This is a genomic window from Pelomonas sp. KK5 (assembly GCF_001984095.1).
Taxonomy (GTDB): Bacteria; Pseudomonadota; Gammaproteobacteria; order Burkholderiales; family Burkholderiaceae_C; genus KK5.
In genome coordinates this window covers 1-4,921 of the sequence record NZ_LYVQ01000336.1, presented here as the reverse complement: position 1 = coordinate 4,921, position 4,921 = coordinate 1, and the positions used below count along the sequence as shown (strand labels likewise).

The following is a 4,921-nucleotide window of genomic DNA, read 5'->3' as shown; positions in this document are numbered from 1 at the left end:
CCCGCCGCTGATTCGCCCCGCCAGGGCACCGCCATCGTCATCGGCGGTGCGCTGCGCTTCGACAACGTGCCGGTCTGGAAGCGCGTCGTCGACGAGGCGGGTGGCAAGGGCGCCCGCTTCGCCGTCTTCGGCACCGCCTCGGTCAACCCGGAGCTGAGCGCCGAGGAGATCGTCAACGCACTGAACAAGCAGGGTGCCTACGCGGAGGCGATTCCCGTGGCGCCGCGGCTGGCCGGCGTCAACCTGCAGAAGAACCTCAACGACGCGGCGCTGATCAACAAGGTGCGCAACGCGCAGGGCGTGTTCTTCTCCGGTGGCGCCCAGGAGATGATCGTCGACACCCTGCAGCCCGGCGGCAAGCCGAGCGCGATGCTGGAGGCGATCTGGGAGGTCTACCACCGCGGCGGCGTGGTGGCCGGCAGCAGCGCCGGCGCGGCCATCATGAGCACGACGATGTTCCGCGACGCGCCGGACCCGCTGATGGTGCTCAAGGGCCAGCTGCGCGACGGGCGCGAGTTCGACCGCGGCCTGGGCTTCGTCGGCCCCGACCTCTTCGTCGACCAGCACTTCCTCAAGCGCGGCCGCATCGGCCGCATGCTGCCACTGATGCTGGCCAAGGACTACAAGCTGGGCGTGGGCATCGAGGAGAACAGCGCCATCGTGCTGCACGGCCACGAGATGGAAGTGATCGGCGCCAAGGGCGCGCTGCTGGCGGACCTGAGCCGCGCCAGCAGCGATCCGATGCTGGGCGCCTTCAACCTGCGCAACGCCCAGCTGAGCTTCCTGGACCACGGCGACCGCTACAACCTGCAGACCGGCGTCGCGGCCCCGTCGCCGGCCAAGACCCGGGTCGTCAAGATGGACCCGCCGATGGGCGACGACGGCACGGCCATCGCCAACACGCCCTACTACCTGGACATCCTCGGCGACAACACGATCACCAATGCGATGGCGCGGCTGCTCTCCGGCGCGCGCTCCGAGGTGCTGGGCCTGGCCTTCAATGCCGGCGCGCCCGCCAGCAGCCTGAACCCGGACCTCGGCTTCGAGTTCCGGCTCTACAAGGGCGAGGGCAGCATGGGCTATGCCAACGTCGTCACCCGCGGGGACGACAACTACTTCTACACGCTGCTGAAGCTGCGGCTGGACGTGACGCCGGTGGTGGTGAAGCGGCCGCTCTATACGCCGCTGGCGGCGCCGCTGACCGCCGTCAAAGACCCAGATCGCTGAGGCCGGGATGGTCGTCCGGCCGCCGGCCCAGCGGCCAGTGGAAGAGCCGCTCGCTCTCCTTGATCGGCAGGTCGTTGATGCTGGCGAAGCGCCGGCGCATCAGGCCCTGTTCGGTGAACTCCCAGTTCTCGTTGCCGTAGCTGCGGAACCACTGGCCCGAATCGTCATGGCATTCGTACGCAAAGCGCACGGCGATGCGGGCGCCGTCGAAGGCCCATAACTCCTTGATCAAGCGGTAGTCCAGCTCGCGCCGCCACTTGCGCGTGAGGAATTCGTGGACCTGTGCGCGGCCGGCCGGGAACTCGGCGCGGTTGCGCCACTGCGTGTCCTCGGTGTAGACCTGCACGACCCGGTCGGGATCGCGGCTGTTCCAGGCATCCTCGGCCATGCGCACCTTCTGCGCAGCGGTCTCGGCGGTGAACGGGGGCAGGGGCGGCTTGCTGGTCGTGGTCGTCATGGCGTGTTGCTCCTCGGTGGGAGGCGCCATGCTATGCGGTTTGCAGTTCTTCCACCTGGCGGCGCAGCGCGGCGTTCTCTGCGCGCAGTTCGGCGATCGTGCGCTGCAGGCGCTCGACTTCGGTTTCAGATCCGTTCTCGGCCGGCGCGTCGGCCACGGCTTCGACGGGCTCCTCCGCCTTCGGCTTCGCCGGCGCCTTGGCCTCGCGCACCCGCTTGGCGGCCTCGCGCAGCTCCTTCTTGCCGCCGGCGGCGGCCGCGGCCTGCTCCTCGGCCGGCAGCGTGGCCACCACGGCGGCGGCATTGATCGAGATCTCGCCCTGCTTGACTGCCTCGACCAGCTCCGGCGCGGCGTTCTTCTGGATCTTCTCGATCGCCATCACGGTGGCGCTGCTGATGCGTGCCGCCTTGGCGATCGATTCGCGCGTGTTCAGCTTCTCGGGCGGCGGCACGGCGGCCTCGGGCGCGTCCACCGCCACGACCGGCTTCTGCCGCGTGCTCAGGATCTCCTTCTTGCGCAGCGCCAGCACGCCGCGCTGGAAGTCCGACACGCTGCGCCGGCCCAGGTGCTGGTCGATCATCCACAGGTGCACGTCCTCCATCGACTGGAAGCGCGTGTTCTGTACGGTCTGGAAGGGCAGGCCGTGCTTGCTGCAGATGCCGTAGCGGTTGTGGCCGTCCACCAGGATCTCGCCCCACAGCACCAGGGCGTCGCGGCAGCCCTCGGCGAGGATGCTGCGCTCCAGCGCCGCGTGCTCGTCGGCCGTCAGGGGATCGATGTAGATGCGCAGTTCTTCGAGGACCTGGATGTTCATGTGCCGTACGTCTAAAAGGGGCGGCATTATCCAGCTTCTGAAAACCACGACGGGAGAACACAGCCATGCCACGCATCACCGGAGAGTTCGAAGTCCGCATGAGCCCGCAGCCGCCCGAGGCCGGCGGCGGGCCGGGCCGCATGCTGCTGGACAAGCGCTACCACGGCCCGCTGGACGCGACCAGCGTCGGCCAGATGCTGGCCGTGCGCACGGCCGTCGAAGGCTCGGCCGGCTATGTGGCGATCGAGACGGTCACCGGCACGCTGGAGGGCCGCGCGGGCAGCTTCTCGTTGCAGCACAGCGGCACGATGGACCGCGGCCGGCCCAGCCTCGTGGTCACCGTGATCCCGGACAGTGGAAGTGACGCGTTACATGGACTGACAGCTTCGATGGCCATCCGGATCGAGAAGGGCGGCAAGCACTTCTATGATTTCGACTATGTACTGCCGGTTTCCGAATAACGGCACGCAGATTGCCATTTCGTAAAGCACGCAACAGCGCGGAGGACAGGTCGGAAAGCGTATCGAGACGTTTTTTCGGGTGCACCCCAGGCCAGCCCCGCGCGTTGAACCATCACAAAGGAGCTGTGCCATGCAAAAACTCTTGATCTCATCCCTCATCGGCCTGGCCGCGCTGGGCGCCACGGCGGCCTCGCAGGCCGCGGACGTCGGCGTCTCGGTGTCGATCGGCCAGCCCGGCTTCTACGGCCAGATCGACCTCGGCAACGCGCCGCGCCCCCAAGTGATCTACAGCCAGCCAGTGTGGATCGAGCGCGCGCCGGTCCGCATGGAGCCGGTCTACCTGCGCGTGCCGGTGGGCTACGAGCGCAACTGGGGCCGCTACTGCCACATGTACCAGGCCTGCGGCCGCCCGGTCTACTTCGTGCGTGACAACTGGTACCGCGAGACCTATGTGCCGCACTACCAGCAGCACTACTACGGCGGCGGCTGGCGCGAGGCGCGCCGCGACCGCGACCATGACGGCGTGCCGGACTGGCGCGACCGCGACGGCGGCCACCGCCGTGACCGCGACAACGACGGCGTGCCCGATCGCCGCGACCACCACGACCACGACCCCTATCGCCGTTGAGTGAAAGAAGAGGCCGGCTGACCGCCGACCGGCGGTCAGCCGGGGTCCACAGGCATGCAACGATAGCGGGGTAGACTCGCGGGCTTCGGCAGTCCGTCCGTCGCTCCGCTCATGCCTCACGACATCGCCTCGCTGCTTCTGGCCCTGACCGTCAACATGCTGACGGTGGCGGTGGCCTTGCGCGCGGTAATGGACCGTGTCAACGATGCGGCCCGCCATGCCCAGCTTGGCGCCGCCTTCCAGGCCGTCGGCTGGGCGCTGCTGCTCGGCTCGACGGCGATCGGGCCGCAGGGCGGCTGGGTCGATCGCGGCATGTCCACGCTGGCGATGGCCGGCATCGGCGGTGGCCTGGCCTGCTATGCCCGCGCCTACGAGCTCTGGTGCGGCCGGTCGCGTGGCTCGCGCCTGCCGGGATGGCTGGCCTTGCTCGTGCCGCTCGGCTATGGCCTGGGCTTCGGGTTCTACGAGTTCCGCGTCGCCTGGTCCAACGGGCTGCTGGCGCTGCAGATGGGCCTGGTGGCCGCCACGCTGGCGCGACCGCCGGCGGTCGCCGTGGGCCGCTGGCGCTGGCTGCTGGTGGTGGTGCTGGTGGCGCAGATGGTGATGACCTTCTGGCGCGGCTGGCTCGGTGCCTTCTTCAGCGAGCAGATGCCCAGCTTCCTGTCGCCGCATCCGGTGAATTTCATGTTCGCGCTGGTGGCCAATGCGACGACCGTGCTGTCGCTGGTCGGCGTGCTGCTGGCCCATCGCGACGAGGCCTCCCGCGAGCTGGAGCGCCTGGCCTCGCTGGACGGGCTCACCGGCGTGCTGAACCGCCGCGCCTGGATGCAGCAGGCCGATACCGAACTCTCGGTCAGCCAGCGCTACGGCCATCCGATGGCGGTGCTGATGCTGGACATGGACCACTTCAAGCGCATCAACGACACCCGCGGGCATGCGGCCGGCGATCGCGCGCTGCAGTTCGTGGCCGCGGCGCTGCAGGCGGCGCTGCGCACCGGCGACCAGGTGGGCCGCTACGGCGGCGAGGAGTTCTGCGTGCTGATGAAGCATGCCGACCACGAGGCCGCGCTGGCCTTCGACCGCCGCATGCGCAACTACCTGGCCGAGGCCGCGCCGCGCGAGTTGGGTCATGAGCTGAGCTACAGCGCCGGCATCGCGATGGTCCACGGCGCCGAGGACACGCTGGCCGCCATGCTCAAGCGCGCCGACGACCGCCTGTACGGCGCCAAGGCCCAGGGCCGCTCGCGCACGCTGGACCAGGACGGCGTGCAGCTCGAGCTGGTCTGAGCCTCTGCGGCGCGTGTCCTGTACCGCTGCCCGCAGCGGTACAGGAC

Annotated in this window: 6 protein-coding genes; 4 read left to right on the top strand and 2 right to left on the bottom strand. The window is 69.2% G+C overall.

Annotation, left to right across the window (positions count from 1 at the left end):
* Window positions 1–1,227, top strand: a 1,227-nt coding sequence (locus B0W88_RS29720) for a cyanophycinase (protein ID WP_077038135.1), incomplete at its 5' end; no start/stop codon positions are given.
* Here the strand turns inward: B0W88_RS29720 and B0W88_RS29715 are convergent.
* Both B0W88_RS29715 and B0W88_RS29710 read right to left on the bottom strand, forming a co-directional pair.
* Window positions 1,208–1,684, bottom strand: a complete 477-nt coding sequence (locus B0W88_RS29715) for a nuclear transport factor 2 family protein (protein ID WP_077038136.1) — start codon at window positions 1,682–1,684, stop codon at window positions 1,208–1,210. The two genes, B0W88_RS29720 and B0W88_RS29715, sit on opposite strands and share 20 nt — an antisense overlap.
* Before the next feature lie 31 nt (window positions 1,685–1,715).
* Window positions 1,716–2,498, bottom strand: a complete 783-nt coding sequence (locus B0W88_RS29710; RefSeq protein WP_077038134.1) for a plasmid replication/partition related protein — start codon at window positions 2,496–2,498, stop codon at window positions 1,716–1,718.
* Window positions 2,499–2,563: 65 nt separating this feature from the next.
* On the opposite strand from B0W88_RS29710, the gene B0W88_RS29705 reads away from it, so the two are divergent.
* The 3 genes from B0W88_RS29705 to B0W88_RS29695 all read left to right on the top strand — a co-directional run bounded on the left by B0W88_RS29705 (window position 2,564) and on the right by B0W88_RS29695 (window position 4,874).
* The gene (locus B0W88_RS29705) at window positions 2,564–2,959 is read left to right on the top strand and encodes a DUF3224 domain-containing protein (RefSeq protein WP_077038133.1); all 396 of its coding nucleotides are present in this window, start codon (window positions 2,564–2,566) and stop codon (window positions 2,957–2,959) included.
* A gap of 130 nt (window positions 2,960–3,089) precedes the next feature.
* Entirely contained in the window at window positions 3,090–3,587 is a 498-nt protein-coding gene (locus B0W88_RS29700) for a hypothetical protein (protein ID WP_077038132.1), read from the top strand.
* A gap of 111 nt (window positions 3,588–3,698) precedes the next feature.
* On the top strand, window positions 3,699–4,874 hold the full coding sequence (locus B0W88_RS29695) for a GGDEF domain-containing protein (protein WP_077038131.1): 1,176 nt from the start codon (window positions 3,699–3,701) through the stop codon (window positions 4,872–4,874).
* Window positions 4,875–4,921 lie beyond the last annotated feature (47 nt).